Origin of the sequence: Oceaniovalibus guishaninsula JLT2003, from assembly GCF_000299575.1 — a bacterium.
Classification (GTDB): domain Bacteria; phylum Pseudomonadota; class Alphaproteobacteria; order Rhodobacterales; family Rhodobacteraceae; genus Palleronia; species Palleronia guishaninsula.
The window spans coordinates 98,860-120,893 of the sequence record NZ_AMGO01000047.1; the positions used below are offsets into that span (position 1 = coordinate 98,860).

Here is a 22,034-nt window from a genome sequence, read left to right on the forward strand (position 1 = left end):
GCAGCGACGGGGAAAAGCGGTGAGGGACCGATCCATCCGCCTGGCCGGGGTTCTGGCGGCGCTTTGGGCCGTTGCGGGCCTTGCGGCCTTTGCATGGCCGGGCGTCGCGATCGCGGCGGTGTGCCTGTCGTTCGGGGCGGCGATGGCGCTGTTTCAAGCGGTGTCGGGCCTGCGCTTTCCGCCGCGCCTGACAATCGGGGTGGTCGCTTTTTCGGCGGCCGCGCTGCTGGGCGGCGAATGGGCGGATGTCTACGAGGCGGTGCCCTGGTGGGATCTGGCACTGCACGCGGCCTCGGCCTGGATGCTGGCGGCGGTGGGCATGGCGCTGGGTCTGCTGGCCACGGCGGGGGCGCGGCCGCGCACGGCGGTCTGGATCCTGTCGATCCTGGCCTTCGGCTTCGCGATGATGGTCGGAGCGATGTGGGAGGTGCTGGAATTCACGCTCGACACCCTGTTCGGGACCGATGCGCAGGATGGCGGCAACATCGACACGATGACCGATATCGTCGCCAACACCGCCGGGGCGCTGGGCGGGGTCGTGGTGGCGCATGCCGCCGTCGCGTCGGGCCGCCGGGTTCCGCCGGGCGGCGTGCTGCTGGATTTCGTGGCGATGAACCCGGTGATCTACGCGGAGTGGCGCGGCCCGCTAGTCCCGCGCCAGACGGGCCAGACGGGCCGCCGCGAGGCCCGAGCGCACGGCGCCTTCCAGCGTGGCAGGCAGGCCGGTGGCGACGTGATCGCCGGCGAGGAACAGGTTGGGCCATGACGTCCGCGCCGCGCGCCGCAGGCCCACGCCCTGCGGCGACTGATCGAAGGTCGCGGCGCGTTCGCGCACCAGCCGCGCGGGCGGCGTCGTTTGCGGCAGGTCCGTGCCGTGATGGGCGGCGGCGGCCCGCACGTCCCCCCAGAGGCGGGACAGGGCCGCGTCGCGCGGCAGGCCGTCCAGCGGCGACGCTTCGGACGCCGAGACGGTGACGGACACCACGTCGCCGCGCCGGAAAAGCCAGTGCGCATCCGCCCCGACAAGCGCCAGCAGCGGCGGCAGGCCGGACGGGCCGGTGCGGAAATGGGCGTTCAGGATCGTGCGGCCCGATCGCGGCCCAGGCGTGCCCGGCAGCAGCGCCGCCATCTGCCGGGGCGGCACGGCCAGGATCGCCACGTCGCCGGATCGCAGGACGCGCGTTCCGTCGGCCGTATGGATGGCGCGCAGCGTTCGGCCGGTGTCGAGCGTCTGCACCGGGCAGCGCAGCCGCAAATCCACCCCGCGCGCGGCCAGACGCGCCAGCGCCGGATCGACCAGCGCGGTCCCCAGCCCGCTGGGCGCGAAGACGGGCCGGGCGGCGGCGCGGCCACGGGCGAAGCTGCGCAGCAGGGCGGCGCGCAGCAGGGCGGCGCTGGCCGTCTCGGGCGGCTCGTTCAGGACGGCGCGCGTCATCGGATCCCAGAACCTGCGCCAGGCAGGCCCCAGCGGCAGGGTATCAGCCACGCTTCGGCCGCGCCGGGCGGCCGTCAGGCGGGCGATGTCGCGCGCCATCGCCGCGGCGCCGATGCCGGGGGGGCGTGCCGCGCGCGACAGGATGCCGAAGGGGCCGGCGCCGGGGCGGATCGTCCAGCCGGTGCCGGTGAGCAGATCGAGGAAGGGATAGGCCGCGTCGCCTGTTTCCAGCAGATGCGCGCCGCCGATCCGGTCGGCCCAGTCCAGCACGGCGCTGTTGCCCGACAGGATCAGGTGGTTGCCGTTGTCGATGACGCGGCCCAGCCGGGCGTCGGGGAAGCTGCGGCAGCGGCCCCCGGCCTTGGGCGACGCTTCGTAGATCGTGACGGCAAAGCCGTCCGAGGACAGATCCTCAGCCGCGACAAGCCCGGCAAGGCCCGCGCCGATGACATGCGCGTGCCTCAACGCGCGGGGCGCAGGGCGGCGAGGCCCGCGTCGATCAGCTTGCCGGGGCGCGACCGGCGGGGCGGCGGCGCGGACCAGTCCCGTTCCCAGCGGGTCAGCAAGCGTTCGTAGGGACCGAGCATCATCAGCGCCGGCAGCAGCCGCGACCGCCGGTGCGCGCCGACCAGCGCCCCGGCGCGCGCGAACGCGGCGCGCGCCTGACGGCCCAGATCGGCGCGGGCCAGCGGCAGGTTGGGGTGGCGGGCGGCGATGGCCGGATCGGCGGGCACCCCGGTCCGCGACAGCACATCGGCCGGCAGATACAGCCGGCCGCGGCGCGCGTCGTCGGCCACGTCGCGCAGGATGTTGACCAGTTGCAGCCCATGCGCGAGATCCAGCGCGAAACGGCGCGACGGCTCGCCCCGCCAGGCCCCGAAGCAATGCATCGACAGGATGCCGACGGCCCCGGCCACGCGGCGGATATAGGCGGTCAGGACAGCTGCGTCGGGGGCGACGATGGCATCGGCGTCCATTCGCATGCCGTCGAGGATCATCATGAATTCGTCCTTCGGCAGATCGGCCGAGGCAAGGGCGCGCGCGATCTCGGCCCCGATGGCGGTGGCGGGCGCGCCGGCATAGACGGCGTCGATCTCGGCCTGCCAGCGGTCGAGGAGGCGGGCGGTCGCGGCATCGTTCGGCGCGTCGTCGTCGGCGATGTCGTCCACCGCGCGGCAGAAGGCATAGACGGCGTGGATCGCCTGGCGCCGCACGGGCGGCAGGATGCGCATGCCGGCGGCGAAGCTGGATCCGGCGCCTGAGACGACGCGGCGCACCTCGGCCCGGTCGGCGTCGGGGGTCGTGGCGGCGGCGAAGCTCATGGAGCGAACCGCAGGGCCTGCAGCCCCGCGCGCGCGAAATCCAGCCGCGACAGGGCGATGCGGTCGGCCAGCGGATCGCCCGCCCGCAGCCGCGCCGACAGCCGCCTTGCCGCGAAAATTGTCGCGGCTGCCTGCATGCGCAGGCCACGCGTGGCGATGCGGCGGGGCAGGGGGGCGGCGTCGCGCAGCAGCGCGTCGCTGGCATCGAGCGTGCGCTGGACGACGCGCCGCAAGGCGGGCGTCAGGGTCGGCGCGGCAAGGTCGGCATCGTCGGCGCCCGCCTCGGCCATCCAGTCGCCGGGCAGATAGCGGCGGCGCAGCAGCCGCCAGTCGTCGCCCATGTCCTGCACGTGGTTGAGGATTTGCAGCGCGGCGCAAAGCGCGTCCGAAGGCGGTTGCGCGGCGCGTCCGGCATCGTTCACGATCAGCAGGAAGCGCCCCACCGGCACGGCCGAGGACGCGCAATAGCCCATCAGGTCGGACCAGTCGGCACAGGCGATGCCGGTGGCGTCCCGGCGGAAGGCGGCCAGCAGGTCGCGTGCGGCATCCAGCGCCGCGCCGGAGCCGCCCAGGGTGCGACGCAGCGCCGCGCCCGGATTGTCGGGATGGCCGTGCAGCAGGCCGGATTCCAGCGCCTCCAGCGCTGCCAGTCGGACCGACGCAGACGCCGTCGGGTCGTCGGCGCAATCGTCGGCGGCGCGGGCGAAATTGTAGAAAGCGACCACCTTGGGCGCGACATGGCGCGGCAACAGACGCGAGGCGACGGCGAAATTCTCGTTCCTTGCCGCGGGGTTCAGGAGAACGGGGCGCGCCGACGCTGTATTGCGCCGGGGGATTTCCGCGTGAAGATTCTGCATGACAATCCCGAAAGAAAACTTACTTCGCCCCCCAAGGGTGAAGAGGATGGAATGACCGACTGCAAGAGGGTTCTGGCGCTGCTTGCCGGTTTGTCCGCGACCGGCGCCCAGATGGCGATGGCGGCGGATGTCACGATCGACGTCGCAAACCTGCGTAACGCGGCGGGGCTGGTGCATGTCGCCTTGTGCCCCGAGGAATCGTTTACCAAGCCGCAATGTCCGTGGCGCGCCAGCGCGCGTGCGACCGATCCGCGCGTGACGGTTACGGGGGTGCCGGCGGGCGTCTATGCCGCGCAGGCGTTTCACGACGAGAATGCCGATGGCAGGTTGAACCGGCGGATGTTCCGCCCCCTGGAAGGGCTGGGGTTTTCACGCGATGCACCCATGCGGCGCGGGCCGCCCCGCTTCGGCGACGCGGCCGTGCGAATCGACGGCGACAGCAGGATGACGATCAACATGAGATATTACCGATGAATGCACCAATGCAGACCGAAGGCCGCCATGTCGTCGTGGTCGGCGCGGGGCCGGGCGGGCTGGCCAGCGCCATGCTGTTGCGCGCAGCGGGCGCGCGGGTGACGGTTGTGGAACGGTCCGACCGGGTGGGCGGACGGACGGCCAGCTTTACCCAGGACGGATTCACCTTCGATTACGGGCCGACCTTCTATCTCTATCCCCAGGTTTTGCGCGAGATCTTCGCGGCCTGCGGTCGGTCGCTGGATGCCGAGGTGGATTTGCGGCGGCTGGATCCGATGTATCGGCTGCAATTCGACGACGGCAACACCTTCGACGCCACCCCCGATATCGAGCGGCTGACCGCCGAGGCGGCGCGCATCTCGCCCGCCGACGCGCCGAACGTGCGCCGCTATCTGACCGAGAATACCGCCAAGTTCGACGCCTTCCGGCCCATCCTTCAGCGGCCCTTCCTGGGAATGCGCGATCTGGTGCGGATGGACATGATGCGCGCGCTGCCGCTGTTCCGGCCGTGGCTGACCGTGGATCAGGATCTCAAGCGCTGGTTCCGGCATCCCGACCTGCGGCTGGCCTTCAGCTTTCAGTCGAAATATCTGGGGATGAGCCCCTTCAAGTGTCCGTCGCTGTTCACCATCGTCGCGCATGTGGAATACGGATTCGGCGTCTATCATCCCATCGGCGGCTGCAACGCGATCCCGCGGGCGATGGCGCGGGTTCTGGACGATATGGGCGTCGATATCCGCCTGAACGAAGGCGCGGAGCGGATCGAGTTCGAAGGCCGCCGCGCGAAGGCCGTGCGCACGGCGCACGGGACAATCGAGGCCGACGCGGTGGTGGTGAACGGCGACTTCGCCTCGACCATCCGCAAGCTGATCCCCGACAGGCTGCGCAGGCGGTGGACGGACAGCCGGATCGACGCCAAGAAATATTCCTGTTCGACCTTCATGCTGTATCTGGGAATCGAGGGGGTGCTGAAGGATCTCAGCCATCACACGATCTATCTGTCGAAGGATTACCTCGAGAACATCCGCGAGATCGACGCCGGCCTCGCCCCGAAAGAGCCGACCTTCTATGTCCAGAATGCCGGCGTGACCGATCCGACGCTGGCGCCCGAGGGGCATTCGACGCTCTACGTTCTGGTGCCCACCGGCAACCTGTCGGGCGAGGAGGACTGGGAGACGCTGGCGCCGCTTTACCGCGAGAAGATCCTCGACCGTCTGTCGCGCCTGTCGGGGCATGACATCCGCCCCCGCATCCGGACCGAACGGATGCTGACGCCCGCCGACTGGGAGGCGCAGATGGGCATTTTTCGGGGTGCCACGTTCAATCTGGCGCATAACCTCGGGCAGATGCTGCACCGGCGCCCGCGCAACAGGTTCGAGGATGTGGACGGCGTCTATCTGACCGGCGGCGGCACCCATCCCGGCAGCGGCTTGCCCACCATCTTCGAAAGCGCGAGGATCGCATCGAAGCTGGCGGCGCGGGATATCGGGCTGGACTGGCCCGACGGGTTCATCCCAGATCTGGACGTAAGGGAGGCGGCGGAATGAGCAGTGTCGGCATCATCGGCGGCGGTCTGGGCGGCCTCGCCGCGGCGGCGACGCTTGCCGCGCGCGGGCATCGCGTGACGCTGCTGGAAAAGAACGACTGGCTGGGCGGCAAGGCGGCCCTGCTGGAGGAGGACGGGTTCCGCTTCGACATGGGGCCGACGATCCTGACCATGCCGCGCGTGCTGGAGCGGGTCTTTTCCGAAGCCGGGCGGCGCATGTCGGATTATCTGGACCTGCGCAGGCTGGATCCGCAATGGCGATGCTTTTACGACGACGGCACGGTTCTGGATCTGCGCGACGATCCGAAGGACGCGGCCGCCGAGATCGGCAGGCTGTCGCCCCCCGACCGCGCGGGGTTCGAGCGCTTCATGAAGGTCGCCGACCGGCTGTCGGACGTGTCGGACAGGTTCTTCTTCTGGCGCTCGGTCGAGGATCTGCGCGACACGATGAACCTTAAGCAGAACATGACCCTCGCCACCTTGTCGGACGTGATGGCGCTGCGGATGCACCGGACTGTCGCGGGGCAGATCAAGAAGGATATCCGCGATCCGCGCGTGCAGCAGATGCTGGAGCATTTCATCCAGTATGTCGGATCGTCGCCGCTGGCATCGCCGGCCGTGCTGTGCGGCATCGCGCAGATGCAGCAGGGCGAGGGCGTCTGGTATCCGATGGGCGGCACCCGCGCCGTACCCACCGCCCTGACCCGTCTAGGCGAGGAACTGGGCGTCGATTACCGCACCGGCGTCGATGTGTCCGCGATCGAGGTCGAGAACGGCCGTGCCGTGGCGGTCGTGGCGGATGGCGAACGGATCGTGTTCGACAGGATCGTGTCGAACATGGATTCGGTGCGCACCTACCGCGAGCTGATCGGCGGCAATGCCTGGCGCGATTTCGGCCATGCCAAACGAGAGGCCGCATGTTCGGGCGTCGTGCTGTATCTGGGGCTCGACCGGGCCTACGAGCATCTGGCGCATCACAACTTCGTCTTCTCGCGCGATCCGAAAGAGGAGTTTCAGGCGATCTATGACCGGGGCGAACCCGCGCCCGATCCGACCGCCTATATCGCGGCGCCCGCCCGCACCGAACCGGGCGTCGCGCCCGAGGGCGGCGAGGCGCTGTATGTGCTGGTCCACACGCCGCATCTGCGCCCCGGACACGACTGGTCGCGGATGCTGCCCCCCTACCGGCGCACGATCCTCGACAAGCTGAAGCGCACCGCCGGCATGGCCGATATCGAGGACCGCATCCGGGTCGAGCGGGTGCTGACGCCGCAGGACATCCACGACCGCTACAAGGTGCTGGACGGGGCGATCTACGGGCTGGTCAGCCACGGGCGCGTCAACGGCGCGTTCAAGCCCGGCAACCGGTCACGGCAGGTGCGGAACCTGTATCTGGCCGGGGGGTCGGCGCATCCGGGGCCGGGCATGCCGATGGCGCTGATGTCGGGATGGATCGCCGCCGACAGCCTGCACCAGGACGCCACGGCCAACACCGCGGCCGAGTGATGCGCAAGGCCGCGCCCGACGATCCTGTCGCGCTGCGATCGCCCGCGATGTGCCGGTTCTTCGAGGCGGTGATGCGGCGGCAGATGGCGGCGGGGTTCCGGGCGGTGCGGATCCTGCGGCCCGGATTGCCCGATCTGAACGGCAGGCCGGCGGTGGTGTTCGCCAATCATCCCGGCTGGTGGGATCCGGTCTTCTTCATCGTACTGCAACGGATGCTGATGCCCGCGCGCGAAGGTTACGGTCCCATCGACGCGACGGCGCTGGAACGCTATGGCTTCATGCGGCGGATCGGCATTTTCGGGGTCGAACAGGGCACGCCGCGCGGGGCGGCGCGGTTCCTTCGGGTGGGGCGCGCCTTGCTGTCCGATCCGGCGCGGACGATCTGGATGACCGCGCAGGGACGCTTCGCCGATCCGCGCGAAAGACCGCCCGCGATCCGGCCCGGTCTGGCGCATCTGATGGCGCGCGTGCCCGGTGCCGTGGCGGTGCCGCTAGCGATGGAATATCCCTTCTGGTCCGAAAAGAGACCCGAGGCGCTGGCGGCGTTCGGATCGCCCCTGGGCGACCGCGGCAGTGCCGCCGATTGGCAGGCCGCGCTGGAGGATGGGTTGACCGCGACGCAGGACCGGCTGGCGCAGGCGGCGATGGCGCGCGATCCGGCGCGATTCACGACGCTGCTGGGCGGCAAGCGTGGCGTCGGCGGCGTCTATGGCGCATGGTCGCGGCTGCGCGCGGCGACCGGCGCGCGGCGTTACGATCCCGATCACCTGCCCGAGCGGACCGACTGAGATGACCCTGATCGTGACGATCCTTGCGATGACCGCGCTTGTGCTGGCAGGGCTTTACGCCGTCGTGACGCTGGTGAACCTGGCGATCTTCGCCACGCCCCGACGGGTGGCGGACGGCGACGGTGCGGCGGTGTCGATCCTGATTCCCGCGCGGGACGAGGCCGCGAATATCGACGCCGCGCTGGACGCGGTTCTGGCGCAGCAGGGCATCGGCCTGGATGTCGTGGTGCTGGATGACGGATCGTCGGACGACACGGCGGCACGCGTCGCCGTCCGCGCGGCCCGCGACCCCCGAGTCCGCCTTGTCCGCGGCGCGGGGCTGCCGCCCGGCTGGAACGGCAAGCAGCATGCCTGCCACCAGCTTGCGCGCCATGCCCGGCACCCCGTGCTGCTGTTCGTCGATGCGGATGTGCGCCTTGCGCCCGATGCGGCACTTCGCATGTGGCGATACATGGAGGATCGCGCGTTGGACCTCGTGTCGGGGTTCCCGCGCCAGATCACCCGCACCCTGCCCGAAATCGTCGTGATTCCGCAGATCTTCGTCGTCCTTCTGGGCTATCTGCCGCTTCCGATGGCCCGGACCAGCGGCAGCAGCGGGTTCGCTGCGGGGTGCGGTCAGTTGATGATGGTGCGGGCGGACGCCTATCGGCGGGCGGGCGGGCACGCGGCGTTCCGCGACCGGATGCATGACGGCCTGAACCTGCCCCGCAACGTGCGGCTTTCGGGCGGGCGCACCGACATTCTGGATGCCACGCCCATCGCATCGTGCCGTATGTACGACAACTGGCCCGCCATCCGGCAGGGGTTCACGAAGAACGCCACGGAAGGCATGGCCCGGCCCGTCGCGCTGCCGGTCTGGACCGTGCTGCTGGGCGGCGGGCATGTGTTGCCGTTCCTGCTGCTGCCGGTTGCATGGGCGGGGGGCACGGGCCTGTGGCCGGTCGGTCTGGCGTTGGCGCTGCTGATGGCGGCGCGGACGGCGTTGGCCGTGAAGGTGCGGCAGCATCCGCTGTCCGTGCTGCTGCATCCCCTGGGCGTCATCGTCACGATCTGGATTCAGTGGGCCGCCTTCATCGGTGCGCAGCGGGGGCGGCAGGCCGTGTGGCGCGGCCGTGCCTATGACGTGAGTTGACCGGACCGGATGCGATACGGGCCGCGCATGCCCGACTGACGGCGGCCTTCTCGCTGGACATGGTGCCGCCCGTGCCGCAACGCATCGCCCGGCTGAAGGATCTGGGCGCGGCCATCGGCGCGGCCCGCGACGACCTGATCGCGGCGGTGTCGCAGGATTTCGGTCCGCGCGCCGAGGTCGAGACGCTGACGGCCGAGCTGGCCTTCGTGCGGGACGGCCTGCGCCACACGATCCGCCATCTGTCCGGCTGGGCCGCGCCGCGCCGCCGCCGGGTGCTGCGCCCGGTGCCCGGCCGCACCGATCTGCGGTTCGAGCCGAAGGGCGTCGCCGGGATCCTGTCGCCGTGGAATTATCCCGTGCAACTGGCACTGATGCCGCTGATCGCGGCCATCGCGGCGGGCAATCGCGTGATCCTGAAACCGTCCGAGCGCAGCCCGGCCACGTCCGACGCGCTGGTGCGGCTGATCGGGCGGGTCTTTCCGCCGGACGAGGCGGTGTGCATCACCGGCGGGCCGGACACCGCCGCGCAGCTTTGCGCGCTGCCGCTGGGGCATCTGTTCTTCACCGGCTCGACCGCGACGGGCCGCAAGGTGGCGCAGGCGGCGGCGGACACGCTGACGCCGGTGACGCTGGAACTGGGCGGCCGCAGTCCGGCCATCGCGCTGCCGGGGGCGGATCCGGCCCGCCATGCGCCGATGATCGCCTGGGGCAAATGGCTGAGCGCCGGGCAGACCTGCGTCGCGCCCAACCACCTGTGGGTGCCCCGCGGACGTCGGCAGGATTGGGCCGATGCGCTGCTGGACCGTGCCGCCGGGTTCGTGCCCCGCGACTATACCGCAATGATCGACGGGCGGGCGGAAACGCGGATGCGCGACATGCTGGCCGAGGCAGAGGCCGGCGGCGCCACGGTGCGGCAGGTGCCTTCGGATATCGGCATTCCGCCGACGATCGTTCTGGACGCGCCGCCCGGCTGCGCGCTGATGACCGAGGAGATTTTCGGTCCCGTGCTGCCCATCCTGCCCTATGACGACATCGAGGATGTCGTCGCGGCCGAAGCGGGCGCGTCGCCACTGGCCGCCTATGTGTTCGACACGGATGCCGGCCGAGCGCAGGCGCTTTTGCTGCGGCTTCGCGCCGGCGGCGGCGCGGTCAACGCCACGATCCTGCATCTGGCGCTGCACGACCTGCCCTTCGGCGGCATCGGCGAAAGCGGCATGGGCGCCTATCACGGGGTCCGGGGTTTTCGAGAGTTCAGCCATGAACGGGCGACCTTCGTCGCCGCGCGCGGGCCCTGGCTGCGGCTGCTTTCGCCGCCCTATTTGAAGATCGCGCGACGCCTGTTCGGCAGGATCGGGCGCTAGTCTGATCGGATAAAGCGATCGTTTCCACAGAAACGATGCGTTGGATGTGTCGATTGCGCCGGTCTATTTGCTGTCTGCAAGACGGCAGGAGGCAGACATGACGCAGATCGACTTTGGCAGACAGGCATGGCTGGACGGATCGCTCGCACGGCTGGGCCGTGTCGGGCCGGGGCTGGCGCTGTGCGCGGCCATCGCGGCGGCGGCGTTCGTGCTGCGGCTGCTGCCCGGCATCGGGGTACTCAGCCCGCTGATCCTGGCGATCCTGCTGGGGATGGCGGTGCGCAATACGCTGGGCACGCCCGTCGCGGCGAGGCCCGGCATCGCCTTCGGCATGCGGCCTGTTCTGCGCGCGGGCATCGTCCTTCTGGGGCTGCAACTGACGCTGTGGCAGGTGATGGCCGTGGGTGGCACCGGGATCGCTCTGATCGCGGCTCTGCTGGTGGCGACCTTCGGCTTCACCACCTGGCTGGGGCGGATGCTGGGCGTGGATGCGCGGTTGACGCAACTGATCGCCGCGGGCAGTTCCATCTGCGGGGCGTCGGCCGTCATCGCCACCAACGCCGTGACCGGCGCGCGGGACGAGGACGTGGCCTATGCCGTTGCCTGCGTCACGGTCTTCGGATCGCTGTCGATGGTGCTGATGCCGGTGATCGGCGGGGCGCTGGACATGTCGGCGCATGCCTATGGCCTTTGGACGGGTGCCTCGATCCACGAGGTCGCGCAGGTCGTCGCCGCCGCCTATGCCCGTGGTGCCGAGGCGGGCGAATTCGGCACCATCGCCAAGCTGAGCCGGGTGATGATGCTGGCGCCGATGGTGCTGGCCCTGGGGTTCCTTGCCCGCGGCAAGCGATCCGGCGGCGGCGGCGAACGTGCGGCCGCCGCGCCGATCCCGTGGTTCGTGCTGGGCTTCGTCGCCATGGTGGGCGTCGCCAGCACCGGCATCGTGCCGCAGCCCGCGCTGGATGGCGGCGCCGTGTTGACCCAGTTCCTGCTGGCCACCGCGCTGGCAGCGATGGGGCTTGAGACCGACATCGGCGGTCTGCGCGCGGCGGGTCTGCGCCCGGCGCTGCTGGGGGCGGGGGCGTGGATCTTCATCTCTGCCCTGGGGCTTGCGCTTGTGCTGGTGCTGGCGTGACCCTGGACCAGCTTCGCATCTTCGTCGCGGTGGCCGAGCGCGAGCATGTCACGCAAGCCGCCGCCGCGCTGAACCTGACGCAAAGCGCCACCAGCGCGGCCATCGCGGCGCTGGAGGAACGGCACGCCGTGCGGCTGTTCGACAGGGTCGGACGGCGGATCGCGCTGACTGAGGCGGGGCGTCTGATGCTGGGCGAAGCGCGCGCCGTGCTGGCGCGGGCGGCGCAGGCGGAGCGGCTGCTGGCGGATCTGGCCGGGCTGCGGCGCGGCGCGTTGCACCTGGCCGCCAGCCAGACCGTCGCCAGCTATTGGCTGCCGCCGCGGATGCAGGCGTTTCAGAGGCTGCATCCGGGCATCGACCTGACGCTGGTCGTCGGCAACACCGATGCGGTCGCCCGTCGCGTCGCATCGGCCGAGGTCGATCTGGGTTTCGTCGAGGGGCCGGTCGCCGACCCCGCCCTGGCTTCGACGCCGTTGCCGGGGGACGAACTGGCGCTGGCCGTGGCGCCCGGACATGCGATGGCCGGGATGACGGCGATGACGGCAGCCGATCTGGCGGCGACACGGTGGGTTCTGCGCGAGTTGGGTTCGGGCACCCGCGCGGCCAGCGACGCGGCGCTGGCGCGTCACGGGCTGGCAACGGCCGATCTGACCGTGACGCTGGAATTGCCATCGAACGAGGCCGTCCGCTCGGCGGTCGAGGCGGGCGGCGCGGCGACGATCCTGTCGACGCTGGTGCTTGCCCCGTCATTCGCGGCTGGCCGGCTGGTCAGGGTCCCCTTCGACCTGCCGGCGCGGGACTTTCATCTGCTGCGCCATGCGGCGCGCCATCCGTCCCCGGCCGAACGACGCTTCGTCGCGTCGATCGGCCTGACGGGCGGACACGCCTAGGGCGCGTCAGTCGGTGACGGTCAGGCTGTCGCCATCCTGTTTCAACAGAAACACATCGGCCCGCGCCGTGCCGTCCGCATCCTCGCCGCCGACGACCAGCAGGCCGTCATCGACGGTGAAGGACGCGCCGTAGGCCATGCCCTGCGGCAGCGTGCCGATCTGCGTCCAGCCGTCGTCGGTCAGCGCGAACACCTCGTCGGCCCAATGCTTGGACAGCCCTTCATGGGCATACCAGTTGCCCGCATCGGCATTGGCGCGCGCGCCGGGGAAGTTCGCCCCGCCCGCGACCAGGACCGTGCCGTCCGACAGACCGGCATAGGCACCGGCCAGACCTTCCTGCACGTCGGCCCCTTCGGGGGCGGGAAGGGCGGGCACCTGCGACCAGTCGGCCGAGTCCGGCCCGAAAGCGACCGATTTCGCCTCGTCCGTGCGAAGGCCCGGCTTGATTTCGCCGTTCACGATCAGGAACGTGCCGGGCGCGGTTTCGACCACCGCCGAACCGGTATTGGGCAGCGACGGGGTCTGGCCCAGATCGGACCAGGCATTCGCCTGCGGATCGTAGACCAGAACCGCGTCGTTCCAGCGGTATTCTTCGGGGGTCATGCCCATATAGGCGTTCACGACCTCGTTCCAGCGGTCGGGATCGGTTTCCTTGTCGATGGCGGTGACGTCGGCCAGATAGGTGTCGAACAGTTCCTTGTTGTAGCCGCCCAGGATGGCAATGCGGCCGTCGCCCAATGCCACCGCGCTGGCGCCCAGAAGCCCGACAGGGGCCGTGGTGTCGAGCGTTTCCCACGAATCGCTTTGCGGATCGTAGCGGCTGACCGTGTCGAAGATGATCGGCGACGCGGCGTCCGGGTCCGTCTTGCCCGATCCGCTGAAGACATACAGCATGCCGCCCGCCACGACGGCGGCGGGCTGTGACGGCGCGGGGCCGTCGAAGGGGGCGATGGGTTGCCAGCCCGCCGCCCTGTCGCCCAGATCCAGCGCATAGAGGTCGGCCCCGGCGCTGCCGAGGCCCACGATCAGCCGGTCGTCCATACGGACGCCGATGCCGTTCTTGACGCCGACCGGCAGGTCCGGCCAGTCCTGCGCCGCGGCGCCCGAAAGCGTCGCAACCAGTGCGGCGGCCGCGGTGCCGCCCGTCAGGCAGATACGTCGTGTCATGGGTTCTCCTCCCTCTTCGATGATCGTTCGGTTCAGGCGAGCCAGGCCTTGATTTCCGGCCGCTCCAGCACGGCGCGCATATGGGCGTCGGCGTCCTTCATGCGCGGGGTCATGGGCGCGCGGGTCGGGCCGCATTCCACACCGATGGCGCGGAAGGCCGCCTTCATGCCGGGCAACACGCCGGTTTCCAGCAGCGCCTCGACAAAGACCTGCGACACGTCCTGCAATTCCTGCGCGCGCGAAAGATCGCGCGCCGCGATGGCGCGGTCCAGCGCCACGTAAAGCCGCCCCAACAGATTGTAGGTCGTGCCGATCCCGCCATCGGCGCCCAAGGCCCCGCCGGCCAGATAGATTTCGTCGAAGCCGAAGAAATAGGTGGCCTTCGGGCGGCTGCGGCGCAGCATCGAGAACTTGAAAAGGTCGGTCGAGGTGAACTTGATGCCCGCGACGTTCGGAAGGTCGAGGATACGTTGAAGAACGGGCAGCGCGATCGGCCGGCCGGTCCGCACCGGAACCTCGTAGACGATCAGCGGCAGGTCGGTCGCCGCCGCCAGATCGCGGTAGTAATCCTCGACCTCTTCATCGCTGAAGGGGTAGGAATGGGGCGGCAACGCCGACAGCCCGTGATAGCCCAGCTTCTCGGCGTTGCGGGCAAGGCGGATCGAATCGCGCAGCGACGGCATCCCGACATGGGCGATCAGGCGGGCGCCGTCGGCTTCGGCGACGGTCGCCACCACCTGTTGCTGTTCCAGCAGCTCCTCGGCGTTCAGAAGGCCGGATTCGCCGCTGCTGCCGCCGACGTAAAGGCCCGTCAGACCCTGCCGCAGGACGTATTCGGTCAGCGCTTTCTGCCGGGACGGGTCGAAATCCCCCGTATCGGTAAGGCCCGTCATCAGCGCGGCATACATCCCCGCAAGTGTCTTGGTCATGGCATCCATCCTGCCTGGAATATCATCATGCGGACCTTACTACGTCGATTTGGTTTTACAACGGTTCATTCTTGTAATACCAAACGAGGAAGTCAGGAGGCTCGGTCGGATGGAGGTCATGCAGGAGCAGCGGCGCACACCCGAAGTGATCGCCGAAACGCTCATCGACGCCATTCGCGACGGCGTGCTCGAAACCGGCGCGCCGCTGCCGACCGAACGCGCGCTTTGCGAACGGTTCTCTGCCTCGCGTCCGACCGTCCGCGAAGCCCTGGCGCAGATGCAGATGCGCGGCTATGCGGCGACGGGGGCCGGTCGCAGGCCACGGGCCGCGCGCCCTTCGCTGGACACGGTTCTGAAGGGAACGGGCGAGCATATCCGCGAGATCCTCGGCGATGGCGAAAGCGCGGCCCATTTGGAGCAGATGCGCCATTTCATCGAAACGGGAGCGGCGCGCGAAGCGGCCCGGCACGCCGATGCGGTGCAGCTTTTCAAGTTGCAGACCGCGCTCGACAACAATTTCGACGCGATCGGGACGCTGGATTTCGCGGCGACGGACATCGCCTTCCACCGCGCGCTGGTCGGGGTCGTCGGCAATCCGGTCATCCTGACGCTGCACGACATGTTCGTCAGCACGATGATCGCCCGTCGTCCGGCGACGGACGACGCGGCGCAGTTCGACCGCATCGCGCACGAAGAACATCGCGCCATCTATGCGGCGGTGCTGGACAACGACGCCGCAACGGCCGCCGATGTCATGGACCGCCATCTGGCGCGGTCCTATCGCGCGCGTCTCAAATCCCGCACGATGCCAAACGCGGAAACCTGACGACCGACTTCATCGCAAACGGAGGATCCTCGATGACGTTCATGCCCCACCTTCTTGCCGGCGCCGCGGCGCTCGCGCTTTGTGCCCCGGCCGCCATGGCCCGCGAACTGACGCTGGGCCTGCAGGACAACGAAGCGTCCAACGTCTATGCCGGCGCGCAGGAATTCGCGGCCCAACTGGAAGAGCTGTCGGGCGGCGAGCTGACGGTGAACCTGTTCCCGTCCTCGACGTTGGGCGATTTCAAGGCGATGGTCGCGCAGGTTCAGGCGGGCGAGCTTGACATGGTCATCACGGGCTATCCCGACATGAGCTATGTCATCCCCGAGCTGAACCTGATCGGCGCGCCCTATGTCGCGCGCGACTTCGATCACCTGGAGCAGATCGTCGCCGGTCCCTGGGGCCAGAAGATGGCCGCCAAGTTCGAGGAGCAGGGCGTCAAGCTGCTGGACGTGTGGTATTACGGCACCCGGCAGACCACGTCGAACCGCGCCATCGAAAGCATCGACGACATGGCGGGCCTGCGCCTGCGCACCCCCAACGTGCCTTTCCTGATCGCCTATGCCGAAAACGTCGGCGCCACCCCGCCCCCGTGGCCTTCGCCGAGGTGTATCTGGCGCTTCAGACCAACCAGGTCGATGCCGAGGAAAACCCCCTGCCGACGATCGAGGCGATGAAGTTCTACGAGGTGCAAAGCCACGTCGCGCTGACCGATCACTTCGTCGCCTCGGCCGCCGTGCAGATTTCGGCCGACACCTGGGCGGATCTGAGCGAGGAGGAACAGGGCTGGGTCATGCAGGCCGTCGAGGCCGGCGGCGAGAAGAACGACACCCTGACGCGCCAGGCCGAGGAAGACCTGCTGGCCACGTTCGAGGAGCGGGGCATGACTGTCACCCGCCCCGATCTGGAGCCGTTCCGCGCCGCGATGCAGCCCTATTACGACACGCTGGAGGAGGAGTTCGGCGAGGGCGCCATCGCCGAGGTTCGCGGCGAGTGATCTGAGCGTTCCGCGGGCGCAGGTCGCGCCCGCGGGTTCGTCGGCACCGGGGGGAGACCGGACATGCGTGCGCCAAGAAAATACAGCCCCGAGGGCATCGTCGCCTCGGTCCTTCTGATCGTGCTGATCGCGATTGTGCTGGTCCAGGTCTTCGGCCGGACGCCGCTTTTCCGCGGCCCGGTCTGGACCGAGGAGGCCGCCCGCTGGATCTGGGTCTGGATGGCCTTCATCGGCATCGCCGAGGTCGAGCGTCAGGACGGTCAGCTGAAGATGGCGTTCCTGGCCGATACCCTGCCGGACGGCGCGCGCAAGGTGCTCTATACCGTCATCGACCTTGTCTATTTGGGCATCATGGCGAACCTGGCCTGGATCGGCTACAAGACCGTGGCGCGGACCTGGAACAACATTTCCGTCACGCTGCCGACCACCGACGCGCTGCTCTACGCGTCGGCCTTTGTCGCCTCCTTCCTCATCATCCACCGCATCGTCCGGCGCCTGATCGGTCGCCGCGACGCGCCCGCCAACCGGGATCCGCTGCTATGACCCTTGCCGTCGTCGGTATCTTGTGGCTGGCCTTCGTGCTGGTCGGGGTTCCCATCGGAATCGCGATGATCTTCGTCTCGATGGGCTATTTCTACTGGACGGGCATGGGCCTCAGCTTTGCCGTGCAGCGGATGGTGGACGGGCTGAACAGCTTTCCATTGCTGGCGGTGCCGCTGTTCATCCTGGCGGCGGGCATCCTGAACTCGGCCGGGATCACCAACCATCTGTTCGGTTTCGCACGCGCGCTGGTGGGCCACATCACCGGCGGGCTGGGGCATGTGAACGTGCTGGCTTCGCTGTTCTTTTCGGGCATGTCCGGCTCGGCGCTGGCCGATGCCGGGGGCCTGGGCAAGATGGAGATCGAGGCCATGCGCGAAGCGGGCTACGACGACGATTTCGCGGGGTCGGTCACGGCCGCATCGTCGATGATCGGTCCGCTGGTGCCCCCGTCGATCACCATGGTTCTTTACGGGGTCATCGCCAACGTCTCGATCGGCAAGCTGTTTCTGGGCGGCATCGTGCCGGGGTTCCTCTGCGCCGCGGCGCTGATGGTGATGGTCTATTTCATCGCGGGACGGCGGGACTATCCGCGCGATCCGCGCCGCAGCGCGGGCGAGATCGGAACGCTGTTCGTCAAGTCGCTGCCGGCGCTGCTGACGCCAGTGGTCATCGTCGGCGGCATCTTCTCGGGGCTCTTCTCGCCGACCGAGGCGGCGGCGGTGACGGTCCTTTATGCCATCGCCATAGACCTGCTGTTCTACCGCGAGATGACGTTCCGCCGCCTGTGGGATGCGCTTTACGAAACCACGGTCACATCGTCTGCCATCGCCACGATCGTCGCGGGGGTGGGGTTGCTCAGCTTCATTCTGGCGCGCGAACAGGCGCCGCAGCAGATCGCCACGTTCTTTCTGGGCATCGCCAGCGGGCCTGTCAGCTTCCTCATCGCGGTCAACCTGATGGTCTTCGTGCTGGGCTGCTTCATCGAGGCGCTGGTGATCCTGCTGGTCGTCGTCCCGATCCTGGTGCCGGTGGCGATGGGCTTCGGCCTCGACCCCGTGCATTTCGGCATCATCGTCATCCTCAACCTGATGATCTCGATCCTCACGCCGCCGATGGGAATGGCCCTGTTCGTCGTGGCGCAGGTGGGAAACATTCCCTATCAGCGGTTGGCGAAGGCGATCCTGCCGTGGCTGATCCCGCCTTTCGTGGTGCTGTTTCTGGTCTGCGCCTTCCCGATCCTGGCGACCGGCCTTCCAAGCCTGATGGACTGACCCATGACCATTCTCGATCAATTGCGCGGCGGGCTGGTCGTGTCGTGCCAGCCGGTCGACGACGGCCCAATGGACCGGCCCGACATCGTCGCCGCGATGGCGATGGCCGCCGTGGCGGGGGGTGCCGCCGGCCTGCGGATCGAGGGGGTGGAAAACCTGCGCGCCGTCCGTCCCTGCGTCGATGTGCCGATCATCGGCATCCTCAAGCGCGATCTGGCGGATAGCCCGGTGCGCATCACGCCCTATGCCGAAGACGCGCGGGCGCTGGTGGCGGCCGGTGCCGACATCGTCGCCTATGACGCGACACCGCGCGTCCGGCCCGAACCGGCAGCCGCGATCCTGGCCGCGATCCGCGATTCCGGTGCGCTGGCCATGGCCGACTGCGCCACGCCCGACGACGGAAAGCGCGCCCATGCGGATGGCGCCGCGATCCTGGGCACGACGCTGTCGGGCTATACCGACGAGACGGCGGGCAAGGGCGATGGCGTCGATCTGGCGCTGATCGCCGTCTTCAGGGAACTGGGCGGCTTCGTCATGGCCGAAGGCCGCGTCAACGATCCGGCCCGCGCCGCCAGCGCGATAAGCGCGGGGGCGGATGCGGTGACGGTCGGCACGGCGTTGACCCGGCTGGAACACGTGACGGGCTGGTTCCGCGATGCGGTCGTGGCTGCCGCGAAAGGGCGGTGATGGAACTGGCTGACCTGGGCGGTTTCGCCGTCGATCTAGGCGGCACCAAGATCGCCGCCGCCCGTATAGACAGCGGCCGGGTCGTCGAGCGCCTGCTTGCCGCGACCGATGGCATGGCGGGGCCCGAGGCGCAGATGGATGCGATGGCGGGGCTGCTGACGCGTCTGGGCCATACCGCCGGCGCACCGCTTGGCGTCGGTGTCGCGGGGCGCATCGACGGCGCGGGGCGGTGGTGCGCGGTCAACCGCGACACGCTGTCGGCAATCGACGGATTCGCCTTGCAGGATGCCCTGCGCGACAGGCTGGGGGCGGCGACCTGCTGCAACGACGCCGCGGCGGCCGCGCTGGCCGAAGCGCGGTTCGGGGCGGGCCGCGACGCCCGCAATTTCGCCTATCTGACCGTCTCGACCGGGATCGGCGGCGGCATCGTTCTGGGCGGCCGCCTGATCGAAAGCGAGAACGGACTGGCCGGGCACGCGGGCTTCGTCACCAGCCGCCATGCCGAGGGGCCTTGCGGCAGCGGACGCCGGGACACGGTGGAAAGCGTGGCGGGCGGGCGCGGCATCGCCGCAGCCGCCGCGGCCAGGGGCCACCCCGGACAGGATGCGCGCGCGGTCATCGAGGCTGCGAAATCCGGCGCCGCCTGGGCCGAGGACATCGTGGCGACCTCCGCCCGCGCCGTGGCGTCGCTGATCGGCGATCTGGCGGCGATCCTCGGCCTCGACGGCGTGGCCGTGGGCGGCAGCATCGGGCTGGCGCAAGGCTATCTGGATCGGGTGCGCGCGTCGCTGGCGGACGAGCCGCCGCTGTTTCGCCCCGCGCTTCAGGCCGCCGCGCTCGGCCATGACGGCCCGCTTCTGGGCGCGCTGGCGCTTCATTTTGCAAAGGTATCGCGATGAAGGTTCTGATCCTGGACAATGCCGAGGCTGCCGTCAGACGGGCGGCGGATATCGTCGCCCGTCTGGTCGGCGACCGGCCCCGCTGCGTGCTGGGACTGGCCACAGGCGGCACGATGCTGCCGCTTTACGACGAGCTGGGCCGCCGCCACGTTTCCGATGGGTTGTCCTTCGCGCAGGTCGCGACGTTCAACCTGGACGAATATATCGGCCTGCCGCCCGACCATGCCTGTTCCTATCATACCTACATGCGCGAGGCGTTCTTCGACCGTATCGACATCGACCCGGCGCGCACGCATCTGCCGCGCGGCGATGCCGACGATCCGCAGGCCGAATCGCTGGCCTATGAGGCGCGGATCGCCGATGCGGGCGGGATCGACCTTCAGGTGCTGGGCATCGGGCAGAACGGGCATATCGGCTTCAACGAGCCGACCTCCAGCCTGGGTTCGCGCACGCGGATCAAGACGCTGACCGACGATACCCGCCGCGCCAATCGCCGGTTTTTCGACACGTTCGACCAGACGCCGCGCCATGCGATCACCATGGGCATCGCCACGATCCTGCAATCGCGCGCCTGCCTTCTGCTGGCCACGGGTGCTGCCAAAGCCGAAGCCGTGGCCGGGATGGTCGAGGGGCCGCTATCGGCCGCCTGCCCGGCCTCGGCGCTGCAACTGCACGCGGATGCGACCGCCGTTCTGGACCGCGATGCCGCCGCCGCGCTGACGCTGGTGGATTACTACGAAACCGTCCATCCGGGGGGCCGCGAAAGTGTCTTCGACCGAACCTGACCGCCTGCTGGCCCGACAGCTTTTCGACGGGATCGGTGCCCGCCCGCAGACCGACCGCGTGATCGAGATTGCACAGGGCCGGATCGCCGGCATCCGCCCCGCGACGGCGCAGGATGGCGGCCTGACCGCCTTCGACATCGTCGCGCCCGGCTTCATCGACCTTCAGATCAACGGGGCGGGGGATGCGCAGTTCAACTTCGACCCGACGCCCGCCGCGCTGGAACGGATCGCGGCGGGCGCGCGCGAAGGTGGCACGGCGCTGATCCTTCCCACCTTCATCACCGCGCCCGGCCGCGATTACGTCCGCGCGATCGAAGCGGTCGAGCGGGCCATCGCGGGCGGCATGCCCGGCATCTTCGGGGTGCATCTGGAAGGGCCGTTTCTGTCGCTCGACCGTCCCGGCATCCACGAGGCGGCGGCGATCCGCCCCATCGACGCCGAAGACGTCGCGATCCTGGGCGACGCGGCGCGGCGCATCCCCATTCTGCTGACCATCGCCCCGGAATGTCAGCCGCCGGGCAGCGTCGCCGCGCTGACCCGCGCGGGGATCCGCGTCTTTGCCGGGCACACCGCCGCCACGGCCGACCAGATGGCCCAGGCCGAAGCCGAGGGCATTCGCGGGGTCACGCATCTTTACAACGCGATGTCGCAGATGACCGGGCGCGAACCGGGGGCGGTCGGGGCCGTTCTGGCGTCGGACCGGCTTTTCGCCGGGCTGATCGCCGACGGGCACCATGTGGACTGGCGCAATGTCGCCATCGCCGCGCGGCTGATGCCCGACCGCCTGTGCCTTGTCACCGACGCGATGCTGACGATGGCGGGCACGCTCGACCGGTTCGAGCTGGGGGGGCAGACGATCCTTCTGACGCAGGGCCGCCTGACCAACAGCGAGGGACGTCTGGCAGGCGCGCATGTCAGCCATATCGACAGCCTGCGCAACATGCTGGATCATGCGGACGTCGATCTGGGGCAGGTGCTGCGGATGCTGTCGCTGAACCCGGCCCGCGCGCTGGACATGCAGGACGCGTTGGGCACCGTGCAGCCGGGGCGGCGGGCCGTGCTGACCTGCCTTCGGTCCGATATGCGGGTTGCGGGCGTGATGCTGGACGGCCGCTGGCATTCAGGGCGCTGACCCGTCCTTGCCCGCGCGACGCAGCAGCGCGCGCACCGCCCGGATGGCGGGGCCGGTCGCCGCTTGTTCGGAACTGCCGACAGCCAGCCGCAGGACGCCGACGGGGCCGGGCCCGGCGGGCGTCCAGCGGTCCGCATGGCGCGCGCCCCCTGCCATGACGAACGCGCAGAAGGTCGGCACACCAAGCGCGGCAGCGATATGCTGACCGGCGGAATCGTAACCCAGATGCAGGTCCGACGCGGCGATGATCGCCATGAACGCGCCGGGATCGGCCTGCCACGTCACGATATCGGCGCTGTCTTGCCCGGTCAGCGTGCGGCCCTTCGGCAGATGGGAAATCCGCATGCCCCTGTCC

General features: G+C 69.4%; 22 protein-coding genes and 1 pseudogene. 17 read left to right on the plus strand and 6 right to left on the minus strand.

Annotated elements, in window-relative coordinates; all coding sequences use genetic code 11:
- Positions 1 to 19: 19 nt before the first annotated feature.
- Positions 20 to 766: a DUF2238 domain-containing protein gene (locus tag OCGS_RS15110; RefSeq protein WP_156801036.1), complete on the plus strand. Its 747-nt coding sequence runs from the start codon at positions 20 to 22 to the stop codon at positions 764 to 766.
- Here the strand turns inward: OCGS_RS15110 and hpnE are convergent.
- From hpnE to OCGS_RS10920, 3 genes are read right to left on the minus strand one after another with little or no spacing between them, the layout of a single operon-like run.
- Positions 647 to 1,900, minus strand: a complete 1,254-nt coding sequence (gene hpnE, locus OCGS_RS10910; RefSeq protein ID WP_007427305.1) for a hydroxysqualene dehydroxylase HpnE — start codon at positions 1,898 to 1,900, stop codon at positions 647 to 649. The two genes, OCGS_RS15110 and hpnE, sit on opposite strands and share 120 nt — an antisense overlap.
- On the minus strand, positions 1,897 to 2,757 hold the full coding sequence (locus OCGS_RS10915) for a squalene/phytoene synthase family protein (protein WP_007427306.1): 861 nt from the start codon (positions 2,755 to 2,757) through the stop codon (positions 1,897 to 1,899). Before OCGS_RS10915 ends, hpnE begins: the two co-directional genes overlap by 4 nt.
- Positions 2,754 to 3,614, minus strand: coding sequence for a squalene/phytoene synthase family protein (locus tag OCGS_RS10920; protein ID WP_007427307.1), 861 nt, complete (start codon positions 3,612 to 3,614; stop codon positions 2,754 to 2,756). The genes OCGS_RS10915 and OCGS_RS10920 overlap by 4 nt, the downstream gene beginning before the upstream one ends.
- Before the next feature lie 51 nt (positions 3,615 to 3,665).
- On the opposite strand from OCGS_RS10920, the gene OCGS_RS10925 reads away from it, so the two are divergent.
- The 8 genes from OCGS_RS10925 to OCGS_RS10960 all read left to right on the plus strand — a co-directional run bounded on the left by OCGS_RS10925 (position 3,666) and on the right by OCGS_RS10960 (position 12,446).
- Complete coding sequence (locus OCGS_RS10925; RefSeq protein WP_007427308.1) at positions 3,666 to 4,088, plus strand: DUF2141 domain-containing protein; 423 nt, start codon at positions 3,666 to 3,668, stop codon at positions 4,086 to 4,088.
- Positions 4,085 to 5,635 carry a phytoene desaturase family protein gene (locus OCGS_RS10930; protein WP_040610925.1) on the plus strand — a complete coding sequence of 517 codons (1,551 nt, stop codon included), beginning with the start codon at positions 4,085 to 4,087 and terminating at the stop codon, positions 5,633 to 5,635. Before OCGS_RS10925 ends, OCGS_RS10930 begins: the two co-directional genes overlap by 4 nt.
- The gene (locus OCGS_RS10935; protein ID WP_007427310.1) at positions 5,632 to 7,140 is read left to right on the plus strand and encodes a phytoene desaturase family protein; all 1,509 of its coding nucleotides are present in this window, start codon (positions 5,632 to 5,634) and stop codon (positions 7,138 to 7,140) included. Before OCGS_RS10930 ends, OCGS_RS10935 begins: the two co-directional genes overlap by 4 nt.
- Positions 7,140 to 7,928 (plus strand): lysophospholipid acyltransferase family protein, encoded by a 789-nt coding sequence (locus tag OCGS_RS10940; protein ID WP_007427311.1) that lies wholly within the window; start codon positions 7,140 to 7,142, stop codon positions 7,926 to 7,928. The genes OCGS_RS10935 and OCGS_RS10940 overlap by 1 nt, the downstream gene beginning before the upstream one ends.
- A 1-nt stretch (position 7,929) precedes the next feature.
- Positions 7,930 to 9,060 carry a glycosyltransferase family 2 protein gene (locus tag OCGS_RS10945; RefSeq protein ID WP_007427312.1) on the plus strand — a complete coding sequence of 377 codons (1,131 nt, stop codon included), beginning with the start codon at positions 7,930 to 7,932 and terminating at the stop codon, positions 9,058 to 9,060.
- A complete protein-coding gene (locus OCGS_RS10950; RefSeq protein WP_007427313.1) occupies positions 9,057 to 10,421 on the plus strand; it encodes an aldehyde dehydrogenase family protein in 1,365 nt (454 codons plus the stop codon). Before OCGS_RS10945 ends, OCGS_RS10950 begins: the two co-directional genes overlap by 4 nt.
- A 97-nt stretch (positions 10,422 to 10,518) precedes the next feature.
- Positions 10,519 to 11,556, plus strand: coding sequence for a YeiH family protein (locus tag OCGS_RS10955; protein WP_007427314.1), 1,038 nt, complete (start codon positions 10,519 to 10,521; stop codon positions 11,554 to 11,556).
- Entirely contained in the window at positions 11,553 to 12,446 is an 894-nt protein-coding gene (locus tag OCGS_RS10960; RefSeq protein ID WP_007427315.1) for a LysR family transcriptional regulator, read from the plus strand. The genes OCGS_RS10955 and OCGS_RS10960 overlap by 4 nt, the downstream gene beginning before the upstream one ends.
- Positions 12,447 to 12,452: 6 nt before the next feature.
- Here the strand turns inward: OCGS_RS10960 and OCGS_RS10965 are convergent, their stop codons facing one another.
- Both OCGS_RS10965 and OCGS_RS10970 read right to left on the minus strand, forming a co-directional pair.
- Entirely contained in the window at positions 12,453 to 13,613 is a 1,161-nt protein-coding gene (locus OCGS_RS10965) for an N-acetylneuraminate epimerase (RefSeq protein ID WP_007427316.1), read from the minus strand.
- A gap of 32 nt (positions 13,614 to 13,645) precedes the next feature.
- Entirely contained in the window at positions 13,646 to 14,542 is an 897-nt protein-coding gene (locus tag OCGS_RS10970) for a dihydrodipicolinate synthase family protein (RefSeq protein WP_007427317.1), read from the minus strand.
- Positions 14,543 to 14,651: 109 nt separating this feature from the next.
- Here OCGS_RS10970 and OCGS_RS10975 point away from each other — a divergent pair, with 109 nt between their 5' ends.
- From OCGS_RS10975 to nagA, 8 genes and pseudogenes are all read left to right on the plus strand, one after another.
- Positions 14,652 to 15,368, plus strand: coding sequence for a FadR/GntR family transcriptional regulator (locus OCGS_RS10975; protein WP_007427318.1), 717 nt, complete (start codon positions 14,652 to 14,654; stop codon positions 15,366 to 15,368).
- 95 nt (positions 15,369 to 15,463) lie between these two features.
- Positions 15,464 to 16,362: pseudogene (locus OCGS_RS15485) on the plus strand (sialic acid TRAP transporter substrate-binding protein SiaP).
- Between the two features lie 63 nt (positions 16,363 to 16,425).
- Positions 16,426 to 16,905: a TRAP transporter small permease gene (locus OCGS_RS10985; protein ID WP_007427321.1), complete on the plus strand. Its 480-nt coding sequence runs from the start codon at positions 16,426 to 16,428 to the stop codon at positions 16,903 to 16,905.
- The gene (locus OCGS_RS10990) at positions 16,902 to 18,176 is read left to right on the plus strand and encodes a TRAP transporter large permease (protein WP_007427322.1); all 1,275 of its coding nucleotides are present in this window, start codon (positions 16,902 to 16,904) and stop codon (positions 18,174 to 18,176) included. Before OCGS_RS10985 ends, OCGS_RS10990 begins: the two co-directional genes overlap by 4 nt.
- Before the next feature lie 3 nt (positions 18,177 to 18,179).
- The gene (locus OCGS_RS10995; protein WP_007427323.1) at positions 18,180 to 18,863 is read left to right on the plus strand and encodes an N-acetylmannosamine-6-phosphate 2-epimerase; all 684 of its coding nucleotides are present in this window, start codon (positions 18,180 to 18,182) and stop codon (positions 18,861 to 18,863) included.
- Positions 18,863 to 19,762, plus strand: coding sequence for an ROK family protein (locus tag OCGS_RS11000; protein ID WP_007427324.1), 900 nt, complete (start codon positions 18,863 to 18,865; stop codon positions 19,760 to 19,762). Before OCGS_RS10995 ends, OCGS_RS11000 begins: the two co-directional genes overlap by 1 nt.
- A complete protein-coding gene (gene nagB, locus OCGS_RS11005) occupies positions 19,759 to 20,547 on the plus strand; it encodes a glucosamine-6-phosphate deaminase (RefSeq protein WP_007427325.1) in 789 nt (262 codons plus the stop codon). Before OCGS_RS11000 ends, nagB begins: the two co-directional genes overlap by 4 nt.
- On the plus strand, positions 20,528 to 21,679 hold the full coding sequence (gene nagA, locus OCGS_RS11010; protein WP_007427326.1) for an N-acetylglucosamine-6-phosphate deacetylase: 1,152 nt from the start codon (positions 20,528 to 20,530) through the stop codon (positions 21,677 to 21,679). Before nagB ends, nagA begins: the two co-directional genes overlap by 20 nt.
- Here nagA and OCGS_RS15240 read toward each other — a convergent pair.
- On the minus strand, positions 21,668 to 22,024 hold the full coding sequence (locus tag OCGS_RS15240; protein ID WP_007427327.1) for a hypothetical protein: 357 nt from the start codon (positions 22,022 to 22,024) through the stop codon (positions 21,668 to 21,670). The two genes, nagA and OCGS_RS15240, sit on opposite strands and share 12 nt — an antisense overlap.
- Between the last annotated feature and the right edge of the window lie 10 nt (positions 22,025 to 22,034).

Bases quoted from the DNA above. Each gene is read 5' to 3' on its own strand.
- OCGS_RS10965 (WP_007427316.1), bottom strand. From the start codon at position 13,613: ATGACACGACGTATCTGCCTGACGGGCGGCACCGCGGCCGCCGCACTG.
- OCGS_RS10995 (WP_007427323.1), top strand. From the start codon at position 18,180: ATGACCATTCTCGATCAATTGCGCGGCGGGCTGGTCGTGTCGTGCCAG.
- OCGS_RS10940 (WP_007427311.1), top strand. From the start codon at position 7,140: ATGCGCAAGGCCGCGCCCGACGATCCTGTCGCGCTGCGATCGCCCGCG.
- OCGS_RS10975 (WP_007427318.1), top strand. From the start codon at position 14,652: ATGGAGGTCATGCAGGAGCAGCGGCGCACACCCGAAGTGATCGCCGAA.
- OCGS_RS10935 (WP_007427310.1), top strand. From the start codon at position 5,632: ATGAGCAGTGTCGGCATCATCGGCGGCGGTCTGGGCGGCCTCGCCGCG.
- nagB (WP_007427325.1), top strand. From the start codon at position 19,759: ATGAAGGTTCTGATCCTGGACAATGCCGAGGCTGCCGTCAGACGGGCG.
- OCGS_RS10930 (WP_040610925.1), top strand. From the start codon at position 4,085: ATGAATGCACCAATGCAGACCGAAGGCCGCCATGTCGTCGTGGTCGGC.
- OCGS_RS10955 (WP_007427314.1), top strand. From the start codon at position 10,519: ATGACGCAGATCGACTTTGGCAGACAGGCATGGCTGGACGGATCGCTC.
- OCGS_RS10985 (WP_007427321.1), top strand. From the start codon at position 16,426: ATGCGTGCGCCAAGAAAATACAGCCCCGAGGGCATCGTCGCCTCGGTC.
- OCGS_RS10915 (WP_007427306.1), bottom strand. From the start codon at position 2,757: ATGAGCTTCGCCGCCGCCACGACCCCCGACGCCGACCGGGCCGAGGTG.
- OCGS_RS10945 (WP_007427312.1), top strand. From the start codon at position 7,930: ATGACCCTGATCGTGACGATCCTTGCGATGACCGCGCTTGTGCTGGCA.
- OCGS_RS10925 (WP_007427308.1), top strand. From the start codon at position 3,666: ATGACCGACTGCAAGAGGGTTCTGGCGCTGCTTGCCGGTTTGTCCGCG.
- OCGS_RS10970 (WP_007427317.1), bottom strand. From the start codon at position 14,542: ATGACCAAGACACTTGCGGGGATGTATGCCGCGCTGATGACGGGCCTT.
- OCGS_RS15240 (WP_007427327.1), bottom strand. From the start codon at position 22,024: ATGCGGATTTCCCATCTGCCGAAGGGCCGCACGCTGACCGGGCAAGAC.
- OCGS_RS10920 (WP_007427307.1), bottom strand. From the start codon at position 3,614: ATGCAGAATCTTCACGCGGAAATCCCCCGGCGCAATACAGCGTCGGCG.
- OCGS_RS11000 (WP_007427324.1), top strand. From the start codon at position 18,863: ATGGAACTGGCTGACCTGGGCGGTTTCGCCGTCGATCTAGGCGGCACC.
- OCGS_RS10990 (WP_007427322.1), top strand. From the start codon at position 16,902: ATGACCCTTGCCGTCGTCGGTATCTTGTGGCTGGCCTTCGTGCTGGTC.